The 16,521-nt window shown below is 66.7% G+C and carries 17 protein-coding genes and 1 tRNA gene; 4 read left to right on the forward strand and 14 right to left on the reverse strand.

All coding sequences use genetic code 11. From position 1 onward, the window contains the following. Positions 1-11: 11 nt before the first annotated feature. Positions 12-743, reverse strand: coding sequence for a FadR/GntR family transcriptional regulator (locus JWS13_RS33525; protein WP_206009765.1), 732 nt, complete (start codon positions 741-743; stop codon positions 12-14). Positions 744-910: 167 nt separating this feature from the next. On the opposite strand from JWS13_RS33525, the gene JWS13_RS33530 reads away from it, so the two are divergent. The 3 genes from JWS13_RS33530 to JWS13_RS33540 all read left to right on the forward strand — a co-directional run bounded on the left by JWS13_RS33530 (position 911) and on the right by JWS13_RS33540 (position 4,022). After that, positions 911-2,305 (forward strand): GntP family permease, encoded by a 1,395-nt coding sequence (locus JWS13_RS33530; protein ID WP_206009766.1) that lies wholly within the window; start codon positions 911-913, stop codon positions 2,303-2,305. 33 nt (positions 2,306-2,338) lie between these two features. Next, positions 2,339-2,890: a gluconokinase gene (locus JWS13_RS33535; RefSeq protein ID WP_072947669.1), complete on the forward strand. Its 552-nt coding sequence runs from the start codon at positions 2,339-2,341 to the stop codon at positions 2,888-2,890. 160 nt (positions 2,891-3,050) lie between these two features. Next, entirely contained in the window at positions 3,051-4,022 is a 972-nt protein-coding gene (locus JWS13_RS33540; RefSeq protein WP_206009767.1) for an alpha/beta hydrolase, read from the forward strand. 1 nt (position 4,023) lies between these two features. Here the strand turns inward: JWS13_RS33540 and JWS13_RS33545 are convergent, their stop codons facing one another. Then, positions 4,024-5,520 carry an MFS transporter gene (locus JWS13_RS33545; protein ID WP_206009768.1) on the reverse strand — a complete coding sequence of 499 codons (1,497 nt, stop codon included), beginning with the start codon at positions 5,518-5,520 and terminating at the stop codon, positions 4,024-4,026. 64 nt (positions 5,521-5,584) lie between these two features. On the opposite strand from JWS13_RS33545, the gene JWS13_RS33550 reads away from it, so the two are divergent. Next, complete coding sequence (locus tag JWS13_RS33550) at positions 5,585-5,965, forward strand: MarR family winged helix-turn-helix transcriptional regulator (RefSeq protein WP_206009769.1); 381 nt, start codon at positions 5,585-5,587, stop codon at positions 5,963-5,965. A 4-nt stretch (positions 5,966-5,969) separates the two neighbouring features. Here JWS13_RS33550 and JWS13_RS33555 read toward each other — a convergent pair whose 3' ends face one another. The 12 genes from JWS13_RS33555 to JWS13_RS33610 all read right to left on the reverse strand — a co-directional run bounded on the left by JWS13_RS33555 (position 5,970) and on the right by JWS13_RS33610 (position 16,435). Beyond that, the gene (locus JWS13_RS33555) at positions 5,970-6,773 is read right to left on the reverse strand and encodes a transglutaminase-like domain-containing protein (protein WP_206009770.1); all 804 of its coding nucleotides are present in this window, start codon (positions 6,771-6,773) and stop codon (positions 5,970-5,972) included. A gap of 50 nt (positions 6,774-6,823) precedes the next feature. Next, the gene (locus JWS13_RS33560; RefSeq protein ID WP_206009771.1) at positions 6,824-7,663 is read right to left on the reverse strand and encodes an alpha/beta hydrolase; all 840 of its coding nucleotides are present in this window, start codon (positions 7,661-7,663) and stop codon (positions 6,824-6,826) included. A 70-nt stretch (positions 7,664-7,733) separates the two neighbouring features. Beyond that, positions 7,734-9,332 (reverse strand): phytoene desaturase family protein, encoded by a 1,599-nt coding sequence (locus JWS13_RS33565; RefSeq protein ID WP_206009772.1) that lies wholly within the window; start codon positions 9,330-9,332, stop codon positions 7,734-7,736. 33 nt (positions 9,333-9,365) lie between these two features. Then, on the reverse strand, positions 9,366-10,589 hold the full coding sequence (locus tag JWS13_RS33570; RefSeq protein WP_206009773.1) for a cytochrome P450: 1,224 nt from the start codon (positions 10,587-10,589) through the stop codon (positions 9,366-9,368). A gap of 104 nt (positions 10,590-10,693) precedes the next feature. Next, positions 10,694-10,770 (reverse strand) — tRNA-Met (locus tag JWS13_RS33575). Between the two features lie 61 nt (positions 10,771-10,831). Further along, positions 10,832-11,470: an LON peptidase substrate-binding domain-containing protein gene (locus JWS13_RS33580; RefSeq protein ID WP_037230959.1), complete on the reverse strand. Its 639-nt coding sequence runs from the start codon at positions 11,468-11,470 to the stop codon at positions 10,832-10,834. Continuing rightward, positions 11,470-11,943: a DUF309 domain-containing protein gene (locus JWS13_RS33585; protein WP_005251430.1), complete on the reverse strand. Its 474-nt coding sequence runs from the start codon at positions 11,941-11,943 to the stop codon at positions 11,470-11,472. Before JWS13_RS33585 ends, JWS13_RS33580 begins: the two co-directional genes overlap by 1 nt. Before the next feature lie 16 nt (positions 11,944-11,959). Continuing rightward, a complete protein-coding gene (locus JWS13_RS33590; RefSeq protein ID WP_206009774.1) occupies positions 11,960-12,721 on the reverse strand; it encodes an ESX secretion-associated protein EspG in 762 nt (253 codons plus the stop codon). Beyond that, positions 12,718-14,073: a hypothetical protein gene (locus tag JWS13_RS46550; protein ID WP_206009775.1), complete on the reverse strand. Its 1,356-nt coding sequence runs from the start codon at positions 14,071-14,073 to the stop codon at positions 12,718-12,720. Before JWS13_RS46550 ends, JWS13_RS33590 begins: the two co-directional genes overlap by 4 nt. A gap of 3 nt (positions 14,074-14,076) precedes the next feature. Next, on the reverse strand, positions 14,077-14,661 hold the full coding sequence (locus tag JWS13_RS33600) for a DUF3558 domain-containing protein (RefSeq protein WP_206009776.1): 585 nt from the start codon (positions 14,659-14,661) through the stop codon (positions 14,077-14,079). Next, positions 14,658-14,993, reverse strand: a complete 336-nt coding sequence (locus JWS13_RS33605) for a hypothetical protein (RefSeq protein ID WP_338050692.1) — start codon at positions 14,991-14,993, stop codon at positions 14,658-14,660. Before JWS13_RS33605 ends, JWS13_RS33600 begins: the two co-directional genes overlap by 4 nt. 98 nt (positions 14,994-15,091) lie before the next feature. After that, positions 15,092-16,435: an HNH endonuclease signature motif containing protein gene (locus JWS13_RS33610; RefSeq protein ID WP_206009778.1), complete on the reverse strand. Its 1,344-nt coding sequence runs from the start codon at positions 16,433-16,435 to the stop codon at positions 15,092-15,094. Between the last annotated feature and the right edge of the window lie 86 nt (positions 16,436-16,521).

Raw genomic sequence — 16,521 nt, forward strand, 5'->3', positions numbered from 1 at the left:
CCCGCGAGATCTCACTCGCGGGTGTCTTCGTCGTCCTTCATCTGCTCGACGGCGGTCGCGGATTCGCTCACGATCGCGCGCATGGCCGCCTCCGCCGCGTCCGCGTCGCCCATCTGGATGGACGACGCCACCACGCCGTGCAGGCGGATCGCTTCGGTCTCCGCGACGTGCGGCATCAGTGAGTGCCGGGTGCGGCCCTCCAATACCTCCACGACGATCTGCGACATCGCACGCAGCAGGGGATTTCCCGACGCGGTCAGCAGGGTGCGGTGAAAGTCGGAATCGTGGGCCAGGTACGCGTCCGTGTCTGCCGCACGGGACGTCGACGACATTCCGATCACGGCCGCCGTGAGCGCCCCGCACTGCTCCGGCGTCGCCCGTGTCGCCGCGAGACGTGCAGCGAGCGGTTCGATGCCCGACCGCAGTTCGCTCAGGCTCGACAGCTGTTCGAACCGCTGCGGTCCGGCGAGCTTCCAGCGAATCACGCTCGGATCCAGAGAATTCCAGTGCTCCTCGCCGAGGACGGTGATCCCCACGCGGCGACGAACGGCCAGGAGTCCGAGGGATTCGAGAACCCGGACCACCTCGCGGACGACGGTGCGGGAGACGGAGTACTGGGTGACCACGTCGTCGGCGGAGATGCGGGTGCCGGGTGCCAGGGCTCCGGCCACGATGTCGCTGCCGAGCCGGTCGAGCACCGTTTCGTGCAATTGCCGGTACTCGGCGCCCTCTGCGTTGGTCATCCGCCGATGGTCCCACGGCCAACCCTGCTGAACACACGTTGGCGCGCGATCGCACTTCTAAGTAGTACTTATTTGAGTTCTGCCTTGAAATCATATGGTTTATGAGGCAGAGTGACCTGAGTCACGAACAACGGTCATTCCAACACCGATCTCCCTGGAGCAACAGAATGAGTACCGCGTCACTACTCGCAGCGGCCGACAGCGCCGGCACCGACGCGCAGCTGATCACGGCTGCCGTCGTCGGCGTCGCCGTCATCATCGCGCTGATCACCTGGCTCAAACTCCACCCGTTCCTCGCGCTGTCGATCGGCGCCGTCGGCGTCGGCATCGGCGCAGGGCTCGGCGCCACGGACTCGGTGAAATCGTTCGTCGAGGGCTTCGGCGCCACGATGGGCAGCGTCGGAATCCTGATCGGATTCGGTGCCATGTTCGGCAAGCTGCTCGCCGATTCGGGTGGCGCCGACCGCGTCGTCGACACCCTCGTCGGGCGTGCAGGACCGCGGACGCTGCCCTGGATGATGGCACTGGTCGGCGCGGTGATCGGCCTGCCGATGTTCTTCGAGATCGGCCTCGTTCTGCTGATGCCGGTCATCATTCTCGTCGCGCGCCGTTCGGGGCTGTCGCTGATGCGCATCGCGATCCCCACCCTCGCCGGTCTGTCGGCGATGCACGGTCTCGTTCCGCCCCACCCCGGGCCGCTGGTCGCGGTGGCGGCCCTCAATGCGAACCTCGGACTCACCCTCGCGCTCGGCGTCGTCGTCGCGATTCCGACCGTCATCGTCGCCGGACCGCTGTTCAGCAAGCTGGCCGCACGCTGGGTGGACGTGCCCGTCCCCGAGCTCTACGTGACCGTCGAAGACAGGGAAGGCGCGGAGGTCGCCGCCGAGCGTCGCCGCCCCAGCTTCGCGGCCACCCTGTCCGCCATCCTGCTCCCGGTCGTCCTGATGCTGGGCAAGGCGATTGCCGACGTCGCCGCCGCCGACTCGGACTCGCCCGCGAAGGCACTGCTCGACTTCCTCGGAACGCCGGTCGTGGCCCTCGGACTCGCGGTGCTCGCCGGAATGCTGCTCCTCGGCCGGGGCGGTGGCATGGACCGCAACGCCATCGCGGCCTCGCTGGAGAGCTCGCTGCCCCCGATCGCCGGAATCCTCCTCATCGTCGGTGCGGGCGGCGGATTCAAGCAGGTCCTGATCGACACCGGCATCGCCGACGTGATCGCCGAAGCGATCAAGGGCAGTGCCCTTCCGGTTCTGTTCCTCGCCTGGCTCGTGGCCGTGCTGATCCGGGTCGCCACCGGATCGGCCACCGTCGCGACCGTCACCGCGTCCGGCATCCTCGCGCCCGTCGCCGCCGAGCTGACGTCCACGCACGTCTCGCTGATGGTGCTCGCGATCGGCTCCGGCTCGCTGTTCCTGTCGCACGTCAACGACGCGGGATTCTGGCTGGTGAAGGAATACCTCGGCGTCACGGTGGTACAGAACCTGAAGACGTGGACGGTGATGGAGTGCATCATCTCCGTCACCGGTCTGGCCGGTGTCCTCGCGCTCAGCGTGTTCATCTAAAGGGGGTCGAGAATGTCGAGTGAGGTTGGTGAGATGCACGTGAGTACGCGCGAACCGGTAGGACGCACGCCGCAGACCGCGGATCCCGTCCTGGTGCTGATGGGCGTGTCCGGGTCCGGGAAGTCGACGGTCGCGGGAATCATCGCCGGCGCGATGGGCTGGGACCTGCAGGAGGGCGACGCGCTGCACCCACCCGCGAATGTCGCGAAGATGGCGTCGGGGCAGCCGTTGACCGACGAGGACCGCTGGCCGTGGCTCGATCTCGTCGCGGGATGGATCCGGGACCACACCGACAACGGTCTTCCCGGGGTCATCACCTGCTCCGCGCTCAAGCGCAGCTACCGCGACGTCCTGCGGGGAGACAACGTCGTGTTCGTGCATCTCGCCGGGTCGCGCGCGCAGATCGGGGAACGGCTGACTGCCCGGCTGGACCACTTCATGCCCCCGTCGTTGCTGGACACGCAGATCTCGACGCTCGAGCCGATCGAACCCGACGAGGACGCCATCGTGGTGGACGTGGGTGGATCGCCGACACAGGTGGCGACCGAGATCATCGCTCGGCTGGAGCAGCGGCTCGGCCGGTGAACTTCCGGTAATCGGACGGAAATTCAGTCGAAGTCGCTCGGTAACGGGCGGCTTCGACTTACCGTGGCGTGAGGTCCCGGGGGATATGGGTGCGTTTCTCCCCGGATCGCCCTAGGGTGTCCAGTTAGCTGGACAAGCGTCCGATACAACGGAGGGCAGTATGCGAACGCGAGGATCGATCGTGTGGCACTGGGATGTCAGTCGACGGGCGCGCATGACGTTCTGGTTTGCCAGGGCTTTCGTCAAACCGCTGTTCACGATATGGCCGACGACGGACCGCGGCATCGAACTGCTGGCGGCCCTCGACGAACTCATCGACCGGCTACCCAAGCCGAAGGGGCTCGACATCGAAGTGATCTCGCTCGGCGGTGTGCCGTGCGAGAAGATCACCCACCCGCGACCCACCGTCACCTCGATGGACGGCGCCACCATCCTCTACTTCCACGGCGGCGGATTCGTGTTCTGCGGGCTCGCCACCCACCGGGCGCTGTGCGGTCTGCTCGCCGCGCGGTCGGGTGCGCCCGTCGTCTCGGTCGAGTACCGGCAGCTTCCCAAGGGTGCGATCGGGGCGTCGCTGGTGGACGCCATGACCGCATACACCGAGGTACTGAAGGTCTGCGACGACCCCAGTCGGGTGATCGTCGCGGGGGACTCGGCGGGCGGGTACCTCGCGATGAAGGTCGCCGAAGTCGCCGCGCTGCGGGGCATCACCCGGCCGGCGGCCGTCATCGGATACTCCCCGCTGCTCAACCTCGACCTCGAGGATCACGACCCCGATTTCATGAAGCGCGACGCGTACCTGCCGATGTCGCAGGTGGCCAAGCTGAAGGACCGCTGGCTGGCCGGGCCCGACCAGATTCCGGGTGCCCAGTCGCCGGTGAACGCGGATCCCGGACTGTTCCCGCCGGTCTTCCTCACCGCCGCCGAATACGAGATCATGCGGCCCGACGTCGAGATCCTCACCGACCGGTTCGACCGAGAGGGCCGGCAGATCGAGACCCACATCTGGAGTGGGCAGATCCACGCGTTCCCGGTGATCGGCAAGGTGCTGCGGGAAAGCCGCACGATCATCGGTCTCACCGTCGACTTCGCGTCCCGCGCACTCACGGAGTCGAAGCGGCACTCGGCCTGAGTTACGCGGGGTTGAGCACCCTGCGCAGCAGCGGTGACACCGTGATCAGCAGTCCCAGCAGCGCGACTCCCGTGACGAGCACGAGGCCGGAGTGGAACTGGTGGAACCCGGCGCCGCTGATGCCGGTGGCGGTGTGCGAGCCCGCGGTGACGAGCGCGGTGGTCAGCGCCAGCACGAGCGCGGCACCGACCTGTGCGGACGTCTGCACGAGCCCCGACGCCAACCCCTGCTCGGAGTCGTCGACACCCGATGTGGCCTGGGCCATGATCGACGTGAAGCCCAGTGCGAAACCGACGCCCAGCAGCACCACGCTCGGCAGGATCGCGATCGTGTAGTTCGGCTGATCGCTCCCGGCGAAGAGGAACCACAGGTAGCCGAGGCTCAGCGACGTGAGTGCCGCGATGATCATCCGGGCGGTGCCGAACGCGTCGATCAGACGGCCCACGAACGGCGACCCGAAGGCCACGATGATGCCCGCGGGGAGGAGACCCAGCGCCATCTCCAGCGGTGACCATCCGAGCACCGACTGCAGGAAGATCGTCATCATGAACTGGAAGCTCAGGTAGGAGCCGAACAGGGCGACGATGCTGAGATTCGCCCGCACGATCGAGCCGACCCGCAGAATGCTCAGCCGCACGAGCGGGTGCGCGACCCGGTTCTCCACGACGAAGAACGAGGCCAGCAGGGCGGCGGCCAGTGCGAACGAGCCCAGCGTGAGCGGATCGGCCCAGCCGCGGGCCGGCGCCGACACGACGGTGTAGACGGCGAGCAGCATGCCCGACACCAGCGTCGCGGCTCCGACGATGTCGTGGCCGCCGGTGTCGGCGGCACGGTCGCGGGGGATCAGGACGGTGCCTGCGACCAGGGCGAGCACCGCGAAGGGCACCGGCATCAGGAACGTCCAGCGCCACCCGGCGCTGGTCAGCAGTCCGCCCAGGACCAGGCCGGACGAATAGCCGCTGGCTCCGAAGACGGAGAAGATCGACAGCGCCCGGTTGCGGGCGGGGCCCTCCTTGAACGTGGTGGTGAGGATCGACATCGCGGTCGGCGCAGTGAACGCGGCGGCGAGTCCCTTCACGAAGCGGCTCGCGATGAGCAGCGTGCCGTTGTCGACGAGTCCGCCGACCAGGGACGCGATCGCGAACACGGTCAGCGCGATCAGGAAGACGCGGCGGCGTCCGAGGAGATCGGCGGTGCGTCCGCCCAGCAGCAGCAGACCACCGAAGCCGAGGACGTATCCGTTGATGATCCATTGCAGCGAGGTGGTCGACAGCCCGAGTTCGGTTCCGATGGAGGGGAGCGCAACACCCACCATCGAGACGTCGAGACCGTCGAGGAACATCACGAGGCACAGCACGGCCAGGACGCCCCAGAGGCGGGGAGTCCAGGCCTGGTCGGTCGGCGGGGCGGTGGTGGCGCCCGACGAGGTGGCGAGGTCCGGGGTGGCGTCGCTGATAGTCACAGGAAGAATGTAGATGCACGTGCAATCAATGCGCAAGCACTAATTTCGTTTGCATTTAATTCGCTTGCACGTTTTTCGTCTGCGCGCTAGGGTGCGGATCATGAGCTCAGAAGCGGACCTGCGCGACACGTGGCGGCTGCTCGCGAGCCGATACAACTCGATTGCGTGCGAGTTGGATCGTGAGATGCAACACGCGCACGGGCTGAGTATGAGTGACTTCGAGGCGCTCGACCGACTGATGGACACCACCTGCGACCGCCCGCGGATGCAGGACCTGGCCGCCGAGATGTATCTCAGCCCCAGCGCCCTGTCCCGGAGTGTGGCCCGGCTGGAGAAGGCGGGCCTGGTCGCCAGGGCGCTGTGCGAGGCGGACCGCCGGGGCGTCTTCGTCGACGTCACCGACGCCGGCCGCGAGGTGCACGCCGACGCCAAGAAGATTCAGCTGGGCGTGCTCGCCGAAAGGCTTGCGGAAACAACCTGATTCGTCACGTCAACGAGGTGGGTGTCGCGTAGTCGTCGGACGGGAACTCGCCGTCGACGACGGCGGTCACCACCGTGTTCTCGAGTGTGATCGCCCCGCCGTGATTGTCCAGGAACGCGGTGTCCGCGGCGTCGCGCCCCGTCGCGATCCGCAGCAGTGCCGACCGCGGGGCCAGTCGGGTGGCGTCGACCACCCGCCACTCGGAATCGACGAACGCCTCGACGACGGCGTGGAAGTCCATCGGATCGCACCCCGGCGCATACACCGCCGCCAGCCGCGCCGGGATGGTGACGGCCCGCAGCAGCGCCACCGTGAGGTGGGCGAAGTCACGGCACACCCCGGCCCCGGACAGCATCGTGTCGACGGCGCTGTCGGTGGATCTGCTCGATCCCGCCTGATACAGCAGCCGCGACCCCACCCATGTGGTGATGTCCTGCAGCAGTTCCGGGTGCGGCTTGGACAGGTTGAACTCCCCGCCGGTGAAACCGAAGAACTTGTCCGCCTCGGCATACCGGCTCGGGCGCAGATACTTCGACAGGTCGTAGTCGGTGACCGGAGGCGAATCAGACTTACCCACAACCGAAGCCGCGTACTCGACGTGCAGCGAGCCGCGTGGGCTGTCCAGTAGGTGGACGCGAGTACCGTGCTCCGCCAACATCTCTCGTGCCTCGACCGGGTTACCGTCGAGGGTGAACTTCAGCGACTCCGACAGCTCCGAACCGGGCGTCCGGGCCACCGCGATCTTGAATTCGAGACTGGTGGCGTCGGTGACCTCGATGTCCAGGGTGGCGGTGACGTGACGTTTCATCCGCCCATCCTGGCATCCCGCGTCCGGGGGTGCAGAATCCCCCGGCGGAGTCAGGCCTGAACGCGTGGCCGCAGCCACTCGACGAGGTCGTCGAGTACCTCCTCGTTCTCCGGTTCGTTGAACACCTCGTGGAACAGGTTTTCGTAGATCTCCACCGTGAGATCCTCCGACCCGGCGTACTCCGCGATGAGTTCCGTGCCGTGCACGTTCGCGAGCCCGTCGTCCCGCCCGTGCTGCAGCAGCAGGGGAACCTTCAACGACGGGAGGCGCTCCGGCAAATGTTCGGCAGCCAGAATCATTCCGCGCGCAATCCCCGCGGGCACCTTCCCGTGGTGGACGAGGGGATCCTCCTCGTAGGCTGCCACGACGGCCGGATCCCGGGACACCAGCTTCGCGTCGAGCGACTCGACGGGCACTCCGGGGAGGAATCGGCCCACCAGCTTGCCGATCTCGACCACCACGCGCGGTGTCCCGCTCGTCACGTCGACCGCGGGCCCGGACAGCATGAGTGCCTTCAGATCCTGCTGGTGGTCGAGGGCGTACGTCAGTGCGATGGAACCGCCCATGCTGTGCCCGAGGAGGAACCGGTCGGTGCCCGGCCAGTCCGTCGACGCGATGCCGAACAACTGGTGCAGATCGTCGGTGAATTCGCGCCAGTCCTTCAGGTGAACCCGTTTGCCGCCCGACCGCCCGTGTCCGCGGTGGTCGGGCGCGTAAATCGCGAGGTCGAGTTCGCCGAGTCGCTCGATCACGTGGTCGTAGCGCCGGGCGTGCTCGCCGAAGCCGTGGCACAGCACCAGCACGCCGCGCGGGCGCCGCTCGGGAAGCCATACGTCGTAGACGATGGGAATTCCGCCGACGCCGGCGAAGGACGATTCTCGATGCTGCATGATGCCCCTTCGTGGTCCGAATTCGACGACTCAGATCATTGCACGGTGAGGTACCCCGACAAGCGGAAAATTAGGGGATCGGTCCCTTCGACAGCAGGTCGATCACGGCGCGGGAGGTGCGTCGCCGCAGCCATCCGCGGGGTCCGTCCTCGCCGAGCGCGGCGCGGGCGGCGTTGAGGCCCGACACGCCGTGCACGCCGCCACCCGGGTGCGCGGACGCGCTGCCCAGGTACAGGCCCTGAACAGGGGTTTCCGAGCGGGAGATGCCCGGCCCCGGCCGGAAGACCAACTGCTGATGGAGTTGCGCCGTACCTCCGTTGACGGCGCCGCCCACGAGATTCGCGTCGGCCGTCTCGAGATCCGACGGGCGCTGGACGACACGCCCGACGACCCGCTCCGCGAAACCCGGCGCGTGTGCCTCGAGGACGTCGTCGACCCGCGCTGCCAGCAGATCGGCGGACGCGTCGTCGGTGATGTCGCGTGGCAGATGTGTATATGCCCAGGCGCTTTCGGTGCCCTCCGGTGACCTACTGGGATCGGCGGTCGTCATCTGCCCGAACAGCAGGAACGGGCTGGCCGGGACGGTGCCGGTGGTCAGGTCGGCCATCCAGCGGACGAGGCCGTTGTCGTCGGCGCCCAGGTGGACGGTCCCGGCACCGCTCAGGCTGGGCGAACGCCACGGAATCTTCTGTGACAAGGCGTAATTGACCTTCAACACCGGCGTGTCCCACTCGAAATGCTCGAGGTCGGCGCGCACCCGGGCGGGGACGGCGTGGTCCGGGAGCAGCGACCCGTACAGCGCGGGCGCCGAGACGTCGGCGATCACCGCCCGGCGGGCCGTGTAGCGGACACCCGACGCGGTCAGCACGCCGACGGCGCGACCGGACCGAACATCGATCCCGGTCACCGCGTCGCCGTAGTGGAAATGCGCGCCCGCGTGCTCGGCCCGGCGCACCATCGCGGCCGACAACTCGCCGGCGCCGCCCACCGGGACCGGGTACCCGCCGTCTTGGGCGAGCATCGTCAGGATGTACCCCATGACGCCGCTGCCCGGTGCGTCCGGAGGAGTGTCGGCGTGCATCGCGTTGCCCAGCAACAGCAGTCGTGCCGCCTCGCCGCGGAACAGTTCGTGCGCCATCCGCCGCGCAGGCAGGAGCAGGAATCGGGCCACCCGCAGCGACTCGGCGGTGCCCAGCCTGCGCAGCAGTGCGCTCGGACCACGCACCGGCGGGAACGGGCTGAACAGGGTGCTCAGCAGCGGTTCCTTGATGTGATGCCACTGCTCGACCAGCGCCGTCCACGCGACGCCGTCGCCGGGTTGCCTGCGTTCGAGGTCGGCGGCCGTGTCCGCCGGGTCGGGATGAATCACCGGCGCATCCTCGTCGGCGGCCGAGCGGGCGTGCCCGACCGCGTGCGGCGCATGACTCCACCGCAGCCCGTGCGACTCGAGGTCCAGCCCGCGAATTGCGGGGGACACGGTCGACAGGGGATAAAACGCGCTGAACAGGTCCGACGTGAAACCGGGAACTAGTTCGGCCGACTTCACCGCGCCGCCCGGCGTCGGCTGCGCCTCCACGACCGCGACGTCCCAGCCCGCATCGGCGAGCGTCGCGGCCGCGACGAGCCCGTTGGGACCGGATCCGATGACCACTGCGTCGACGTTGCTCACCCGACCAGGCTGTCAGAAAAGACGGCGCTCCGCTCAGAGGGACGAGGGTGTGAACGTCACCGGCAGATGCTTGAGCCCGTTGATGAAGTTGGAGCGCAGCCGCTGGGCCGGCGCCGTCTGCTCCATGTCCGGCATCCGACGCAGAATCTCACTCAGCATCACCTTCATCTCGGCGCGAGCGAGGTTGGCGCCGAGACAGAAATGGTGACCGCCGCCGCCGAACGCGATGTGCTGGGAGTAGTGGCCGGTGGGCCGGTCGATGTCGAACGTGTACGGGTCGTCGAACACCGCCTCGTCACGGTTCCCCGACATGTGCCAGATGACCACCCGGTCGCCCTCGGCGATCTCGACGTCGTGCAGCACCGTGTCCCTGGTCACGGTCCGGCGGAACTGCATGACCGGTGTGGCCCATCGCAACCCCTCCTCGATCAGGGCGTCGAGCTTCGACGGATCCTCGAGCACCTTGCGGCGCTCGTCGGGATGCTCCATCAGCGCCAGCTGGGTGTGCGAGATCGCGTTGCGGGTGGTCTCGTTGCCTGCGACCGCGAGCAGCATGAAGAACATGTTGAAGTCGAGTTCGCCGAGCTTCTCGCCGTGCACGTCGGCCTGGATGAGAGCGGTCGCGATGTCGTCGCGCGGGTGCCGCTTGCGGTCCTCGAACATCTCCAGGCTGTAGGCGAACATCTGGCCGGCCGCCGCGCGTTCCTGACCTTCCTCGCGGTGGAATTCGGGATCGGACGAGCCGATCATCTGATTCGTCAGGTCGAAGATCAGCTTGCGGTCCTCCTGGGGCACGCCCAGGAAATCGGCGATCGCCTGCAGCGGCAGTTCGGATGCGACGTCGACGACGAAGTCGCACTCGCCGCGCTCGATCACCGCGTCGACGATGCTCGTGGCGCGCTCCGCGAGAATGTCGTGCAACTGGCCGATCCGTCGGGGCGTGAAGCCCTTGCTCACGATCTTCCGCAGCGCGGTGTGGTCCGGTGGATCCATGTTCAGCATCATCAGCTGCTGGCCCGCCAGGTCGTCGGGGGCCAGATCGTCGATGTAGGTGGCGCCCCGCCACGACGAATACGTCTCGGCGTCCCGGTTCACCGTCACGATGTCCGCATGCCGGGTGACGCACCAGAAAGGGTCGCCGCGCTCGTCGAGGTGCCGGTAGACGGGGGCCTCGCGCCGCAACGTGGCGAACATCTCGTGGGGCACGCCCTGCACGAAGGTGTCCGGGTTGTAGAGATCGACGTCGGCGAGCTGCACGGTCCCTCCTGAGGCCTCACGTACGAGAATACGTTCTAGTCCTGGAGGATGTGGAGACAACGAAAACGGCCCCGGAGAATTGAATCTCCGGAGCCGTTTCCACTTGGTAGCGGGGACAGGATTTGAACCTGCGACCTCTGGGTTATGAGCCCAGCGAGCTACCGAGCTGCTCCACCCCGCGTTGCATTGACAACACTACACCCTTCCCGGAGTGCTCTTGACCAACCCCGGGGAGGGCTAGGTCACATCAGCCGGAACTGGACCATTTCGATGGCGTTCTCGATCGCCTCGGAAACTTCCCGCAGGCGCTCGTCCGCGCCGGCCGCCGCGAGAATCTGCAGGCGGTCGGCGTCGCCCATCGGAATGTAGGTGGCGATCTCGTACAGCCTCGTACCGAGCGACCCGCGGAACCCGCCGATGACCGGAACATCGGGCGGGACATTCCCCGTCTCCGTCGCGAGACGGCGGAGGAGGCCGTACAGGAATTCGAGTCTCTCGATCAGCGACGGGAATTCGTAATCCGCCGTCTGGGTGCCGGTGTTCTCATCCGGCCACACATCCACCTCGGCGATCGGATACGGATTGTCCGGCAACCACTTCGACACCTTGATGCGTTCCTCGGTGCGGCAGAACAACTCGTACCGGCCGTCGCCGATCGACGCGTGGGACTCGATCCGCGCGATCGTGCCCACATCGTGGCGCACGTCGCCGCCGCCCACCTCGTTGCCGCGAGCAATGAGCACCACCCCGAATCGCGGACCGTCCGGTGCGTCCAGGCAGTCGCGGACCAGTTCCTGGTAGCGAGGTTCGAAGACGTGGAGGGGGAGCTGCTGACCGGGCAGCATCGTCGAGCCCAGCGGGAACATGGGGAGCAGAGTCATCAGGGGATTCTCAATCGGGGTACGGGCGTCGCCGGCAACGGGTCGACGCGATCGATCTCGTCCGTCAGGTGTTCCGACCACGTCAGGAGGCCGGCGATGTCGAGGCCGTGTGGCGCCTCCACCTCGTAATGCCGGATCCGGTCGTGGCCCTGGCGCAGCAGTGACCGCGCACCGGTCTTGTTGCCCCGCATCAGGTGGGTGAGACCCACCGCGAGCTGCGCGAGCCCCTGCCACAGTTCCCGCTCGTCCTCGGGGGCGATCTTCCACGTTCCCTCGAGGATTTCGTGGGCGTGGAACGGCATGCCGTGGTCGAGTAGCCGCTGAGCCTCGGTGATCGCCTCGTCGGGCGGTAACCGCAGGTCGTCGGGGACGCGCGGCACACCCTCGGCGTCGTGAGGCAGGGGCCGGCCGAGTTCGTCGCGGGGGCGTGCGTTGAGGGGCTTGCCCGTCCCGTCCCTGTCCCGATCGGTCATGGGACAAGGGTAACGCTCAGCCGCGGGTCGGCGAAGGGTTGGCAGAGGTGTTGGCAAGGGCCGCGGCCACGCGTTTCGACAGCTCGTCGCGAACCACCCGGACCGTCGCCGACCGCAGGTGGACACGGTCGTCCTGGTGATAGAGGTAGCGGCCGTCCGCTTCCACATCGATCCACGTCAGTTCGCCCAGAACCGGCTCGTCGAGCCCGCTGCGCGCACCGCGGATGCAGATGTACCCGATCCCGGTCCGTGGTCGGCCGACGATCCCGCGCAGCCGAGTGCCGTCGGAGGCTCGGGCATTCTGCAGGACGGAAGTGCCGGTGCCTCGGTTCTGGACGTCGTCGGGGTGCGCGGTCAGCGACGGAGTTCGTCCGGGAGCGCAGTCGGGCAGGTCGTCCAGAAGTCGGTCGGTGAACCCGTCGACGCTCTCCGCGCCCGCGTCGATGCGGATGTCGCCGCGGCCCGGTTCGCCGCGGAGTTGTTCGGCGACGACGGCGACCCGGCCCCGGATGCTGCCCCGCCGCCGAATCCCGGAGTCGAGTTCGGGGGAGGGGGCGAGCACCGTGACGGACACTTGTGGGTTCCGCAGCGCCTGGATCGCCGCGACCAGTTTCGGTTCGTCGAGCGCGGACCGCCACTGCTCCAGTTCGCGTTGCTGGATCGCATACTGGTCTTCCGTTGCGGCCGCGGACCGGTACTTCAGTGGGTACGGCATCCGGTCGAGATCGGTTGCCTCCCAAAGGTACATGAATTGGGCTGACGTCAGCCGCCAGTTCATGCGCCGATCACCGGCGGTGCGACGGGGTCGAGTTTGCCGATCAGTTCGTTGCCGTTGTCGACGGTGATGAGGTAGCTCGGCGTCTGATGCTCCGTGTCGCCCTCGCCGTGTCCGCCTGCCCGGCCGGGCGCACCCATCATGCCGGGTGCCATACCCATCCCCGGACGACTCATGCTCGGCTTCACCGGTGTCGCCGCTGCGGCAGCGGCAGCCGCCCCGGCCCCCGCTGCGGCACCCCCCGACGGGATCGGGCCACCCGGAACCACACCGCCCGAGTTGGACTCGGAGTCGCGTTTGTCGTTCTTCCGGCGCGTGCTCGACGCCGAACCCCCGACGCCCGACCCGCCGGCACCGGACCTCCCACTACCGCCGATTCCGCCATAACCCGCGCCGCCCGCGCCGCTGCCCTGGGGGCCCGCACCAGCAGCGTTCTGCGCATTCGCAGCCGCAGTCTGTGCAGCCGAACCGGATCCGGCGTTGGCGCCGGGTCCCTGATTTGCGGCGGCCTGATTTGCAGCGGCCTCGGCATTCGCTGCAGACGTGGTCGCGGCATCATCCCCCGCGGACTCCGCGTCCCCAGGGGTCTCGCCATTCACAGACGCATCGCCATATCCCGACGCGGAGGAGGTACTGCTGTCGGACGCGCTCCAGGGGTTCGAACCCTGTGGCACCGTTCCGTACGTACTCGGCACGCCACCGGAGCCGGAACCGTCGCCAGATGGGGTATAGGGCTCCGGCAACTGCGGGACGTTCGTGCCGACATCCCGGTAGTTCGGCACGTAGATCGCTTCCAACCTCCGAACCGCCTCGAGACGTGCAGCTTCCCTCTCGGTCTCGGACCTTTCGGCCGCGAGCGGACTCAGCGGGAGTTGAGACAGGACACCTTCGGAACTAGCCGGCTGAGGCACAGAGGCTTTCACATCCGCAGCCGCACTGCTCAGGATATCGAGCTTGACGGCGATTGCCGCGATACTCGATGTCAACTGACCACTCGTTGCAGCGAGTCTCTCGGTCGCCTGTGCCGCGGCGTCCGCCGCGGCACCCTCCCAACGTTCGGAAATCGTGTTGCGAAGAATCGCGAAGCCGAATGCAAGAGGAAGCGAATTCGAGATGCTGTGGCAGACCTGGGCGAGATCACCGATCGCGTCGGGAACCATGGCTTGGGTTTTGTCGTACATCTCCACATGGCTCATGCCGTGGAAGCTCTCCATGGTGTTGATGTACGGATCGTCGGGCTGAGAACCGTGGGATAGCTTGTCGGCAGAATCCTGCAAGCTTGATCGTCGTTGATGGTCTGCGCCGTGAGGGCTCAGCGAGTCAAGGATCACGGAGCGTGGGTCCTTAGGTGCCATCGCCTAGCTCTCCTTCGGTATATAGCGTTCGAAGATGCGGGCCGTGTCCTCCAAGCCGGCGCACCATTCTGCTTCCGGTGCGGCGCCTGAATAGTCGGGAAATATGCTGCGGGTGAGGCCGAAGATTCCATACGAAGTTTCCATGCTGAGATCGCACGAGTTTGTGACGCCGCTGTTGAACTTCAAGAGTCCTCGTCGCCCGTTGATTTCGATCGGGGTGGAGTGTTCTCTCGACTTCTCTTCTTCCTCAGCAAAAGTGATGTTTCCTGAGAGTACGTTCATCCCATAAAGCCGCTGAGGCGTCTTATAGCTGCATCCGAGGAAGGTGTACTCGTCTGGAGTGAAGTCCGCGTTCTTCTCAGTCGCAGGGTTATAGCCAGCCTCAATCAACGCTGAGTCAGGGATGTCCAGGCATGGATCAAAAGTGACTTGCGGGCGATCGGATTTGTCGACATGACGCGGTGCTCGAATTGTGGGTTGTACTTCAGAGTTGTCCGAACCGGCTGATGCCGTCGTGGCCTGAGTGCTGCAGCCAACGAGGATCAAAGCGACCGACGCAACGCCTATGACTTCTCTTGTGCGATTCATTTGTCTATCTGCTCCCGGATCGCAACAATGGCGTTGCCAATTGCACTGTCAGCGTCAGCGAATGCGTCCCCTCCAGCCAAGAACGTGTCTCGCATCAAGGTGATTGCATCGCGAAACTGGTTCAATCGTTCATGAACTGAGCCGCCATCGCCGGTGAACTTTCTCGTGTACCCAGCTTGGAGTTCCAGTGCCGAGTCGAACCCACCGAAGCCGCTGACGAACCGAAGTCGATCGGCCAACATCACCGCATCGTCTAGTTGCTCGAGCATCGTGTTGCACACGCCAACACACTTCTCGATTGCGTCATCTTCCAGACGCAGTGTTTTGCTCATTCCCATCCCCCCCAGTGCTCGACAGGACCCCCTCGGCCGCGTGCGGAGATGCTACCGCACGGGTGTGTCACTCGGTCTAGTGCGCAGCGCTGTGATACTCAGGCTGCGTTGAGGAATTCGATGAGGATGCGTTCGACGGGTGAGTTGGTCTCAACTTCGCGGAATGGCAATGGTTTCGGTAGTGGTGGTGCCGTCGATCGGTACCGGTGTCCGGTGGGGGTGTAGACCTCGATCTGGTGCAGACCTCCGGGCCGTTGACGAGGGGTGGCGTTCCACCCTGCGCCCTGCTTGGCGTAGTTGCAGGCTGCACACAGACCGGCGCCATTGTGCGCGGTGGTCGGGCCCTCGCTTTCGCGGGGTCGGATGTGGTCGTGGTGCCGGATCGGGGCATCGCACCAGGGTGTCCGGCAGGTTCGATCGCGTAGATCGATCAGCCTCGCCAACCCGGCGGGGAAGCAACGGGCCTGGGACTCGGTCGCGGTCAGCGCTCCCGACTGCGGGTTGGCGTAGAGACGGCGCAGGTTCACCCGCGTCGCATCCCCGGTGTCCGGATCGATCGCGGCCTGGACTGCCTCGGAAATCCAGTGCCCCGCCAGTTCGGCGGGAACGGGACCGTATCCCTGCACGTAGGCGGGTTCGGATCCTCTGTCGAGGAGGGCACGGTCGGAGATCACCAGGTTCACGGTGATCGGAGGTGTCGTCGCCGTGTGGTGCGTGCCGGTGATTCGGGACACGAGAAGGTCGGCCATGATCTGCGACCGCGTGCGTTCGTCGCCGGCGGCGAGGATCGAATCGGCGTCACGTGCGAGGGTGGCGTGCACTGCGACGCCTTCCGCGACCGGCAGCAGGGCGCTGACGTAGGCCATGGTGTCCGGGGCGGGACGGGAGGTGACCCGCCGATCCGACACGGCTTTGCGGGCCCGTCGCACCACGGCCTCGGCGTCGACTTCTGCGGCGGCCGCGCGGACTTTCGCGCACACCGCCCCGTCGCCGAGACCGTCCAGCGTCGCCGGGTCGCCGCACAGGAGGTGATCGAGTGCCGTGCGGTCCTCTCTGGTCAGGCATGCGGTTTCGCGGACGAGGATCGTTGCACGCCATTCGCTGAGCGCCCCTCGTTCGAGCAGGGCCAGGGTGCACGGCATCTCGTGGGCGAGCGCGGTCGCCATGCCGAGGTGGCGACCACCGCGAAATGGCGAGTCCCGTCGTGCCAGCGCCACCTGGTTGGCGATGCCGCGCCCTCGCTGCGGCAGCGGCACATTGCGGTTCGCTCGTTCGGCTCGGATGGAGGCGTCGAGGTCTGCGGTAACCCGGGCCTGCACGCCGGCGCATGCGGCCTTCACTTCTTCCAACACGCGGAGTACATCGATGCGCGTCGCATCGTCGATGTCCCGATCGAGTTTCGGCAACTCGGCCAGAAACGCGATTACCGCCCCTGCATCCACCCCGACCCCCCACGATTGTCGAATCCCCCGAATCGAACGTATGTTCTATCTTAGCCCGATCCGGGGGCGCAGGCAATACCCAAGGC

It is taken from the genome of Rhodococcus pseudokoreensis, assembly GCF_017068395.1.
Lineage (GTDB): Bacteria > Actinomycetota > Actinomycetes > Mycobacteriales > Mycobacteriaceae > Rhodococcus_F > Rhodococcus_F pseudokoreensis.